Raw genomic sequence first — 2,227 nt, forward strand, 5'->3', positions numbered from 1 at the left:
GAATTCTGGCAACATTATCATTAAATAGGGCTTATTGCGAATTAATGCTCTTTTTCTTTTACCATAAATTGCTACACTACTTGCCATATATCTATTTCAGGGTATTTTGTCTCCCCTCAAGGTCGCTCGGACTCCCAACGATGCAATCACTTGTTCTGCACTCGGAGCCACGCGATTGAGTCCGTACTGTCTTGGTCGGTAGGGTCGAGGTGTGCATTACTGCATCACCCCTCCCATTCGGAACCGTGCGTGCGACTTTCATCGCACACGGCTACTCAGTGTGTTGCCCATTTGTCACATCGGACTTCCTGACAGTATGACCGATGAAATTAGGGATATCATTTATCCAATTCCAATCAAACTTTTCCCAAAATTGAGAAAGTTTCTCTAGGAATTTGGAGCGGTCTTTCTTCCTAATTTCTATTAGGTCAAGTGCGGTCTTTTCGTCATGACAATGCCGATGCAGTAGTTGAAGATTCTTGTACTCATCCTTGCCGCCTATAGCTCTGGGGGTGATGTGGTCTTCTTCTAACACATCCCAATTGTGGAAGCTTAATCCACACCAAGGACATTTACCCAATTGAAGTTTTAACAGTCTAGCCTTACGATTAGGCATTTGGGGGTGTGTCCCTAATCTTGAACTCCAATAAACCAGGTCGCCATCGTAGGGGCTTTTATCGCCTTTAACTTTCACATAATCGGTGCTACTGCAACTAAACTCTTTATGTGTTAGTAACCGGAAGGGGTTCGCTGTGCCTTTCCTGGTTGCGAATACCCAGTTATTATCGCCTATGGTTATCCAGTATTTGATGTGACCATCATTTATGTTTCCGCATCGGCGTTTTGCCCATCGTCGAAGTTTCAGGTATGTGAGGTGGTCTTGTTTTGCTAATTCTCCGACCGTTTGGGAGTCGGAGTGGGAATAATATGAAGTCCATCCCCTTATTACAGGGTTAAGGTCTTTTATGAGAGCCGCTTGGGGCGAAGACCTGTATTTTGTGATGATTCTTCTTACCTCCTCTTGGTGAGCCTTACTCGCCTTCGCGGATGGGGTGATAAGGGTATTGAAACCTAATTTAGTACCTTGGGCATTTATATTGCTCCGGTATTTCCCGGCGGGATATTGTCGGATGTGATGACCCAAAAAGTCGAATCCGGCTTTACCATCCTCACTTAACTCAGGATTGAATGTATGAGTTAGCCGAGTTTTTTCAGGTTTTAATTCAAGTCCAATACCAGCTAACCATTCCGAGATAATTTCTCGGCATCTTTGGACAACGGCTTTGTTTTCGTGGAGAATCACAAAATCATCCGCGTAACGGATAATATTTGGGGGTAAAAAATTAGTACCTTTTTTGTGATACCAAGTTTCCCTTTGTGTATGTGACATTCTGGGGAATTCCTGTTTTATCCTTCCCTCCATGCCGTGAAGGGCTATGTTTGCCAAAAGTGGAGAAATGACCCCACCTTGCGGCGTACCCTCAGATGTGGCAGTAAATGCTCCTTCGTCTATTACCCCCGATTTCAGCCAAGCTTTAATTTGTTGCCTGACTTTACCCAAGATATTCAACTTTTGGAGCAGTGCTTCATGGTTGATGCGGTCAAAACATTTGGCAATATCGGCATCTAACACGAACTTTGCCTTGTTTTGAATACAGAGTTTAATCTGTTTTATCGCATCGTGGCATGACCTTCCGGGTCTAAAACCATAGGAGTTTGGCTCGAACTGAGCCTCCCATTCTGGCTCAAGTGCAGCTTTTGCTACGGCTTGTAGTGCGCGGTCGTACATTACGGGTATTCCTAATGGGCGTTTTTCTTCTCTTCCTGGTTTCGGAATCCAAACTCTACGAGTGGGTTTGGATTTTCCAGTTAGTTTTAATTGCCCTGCAAGTTCAAAACGTGCTTTTGGGGGCAGTGATTTAATACCGTCCACACCTGCCGTTTTCTTTCCCTGGTTTTCAACTGTTACCCTACGTACCGCTAACACCCTGTTAGACCAAGACCTCATCAACGTCTTTTGGAGTTTGCGGCATCGCTTGACATCACCACGGCGGGAAGCAGCGTAGATGCGTTTTTGCAACTTGAATACATATCTTTCAGCCTACATTCCGCACCCTAACTGTCACACATCAATAAAAAGCTGGCATAGTAGTACACAAGAACTAAGCTAGAGTCAAAAATTAAGAAATTTAATGCGAGTTATTATCATTAAGTAGCTTAATGTGGC

Annotated in this window: 1 protein-coding gene and 1 pseudogene; both read right to left on the minus strand. The window is 44.2% G+C overall.

Annotation, left to right across the window (positions count from 1 at the left end):
* Positions 1-271: 271 nt before the first annotated feature.
* Positions 272-616 carry an HNH endonuclease gene (locus tag LC608_RS37155; protein ID WP_267871339.1) on the minus strand — a complete coding sequence of 115 codons (345 nt, stop codon included), beginning with the start codon at positions 614-616 and terminating at the stop codon, positions 272-274.
* Between the two features lie 222 nt (positions 617-838).
* Positions 839-2,086, minus strand: a pseudogene (ltrA, locus tag LC608_RS36685) (group II intron reverse transcriptase/maturase); the annotation flags it as partial.
* Positions 2,087-2,227 lie beyond the last annotated feature (141 nt).

It is taken from the genome of Nostoc sp. XA010, assembly GCF_020829625.1.
Lineage (GTDB): Bacteria > Cyanobacteriota > Cyanobacteriia > Cyanobacteriales > Nostocaceae > Nostoc.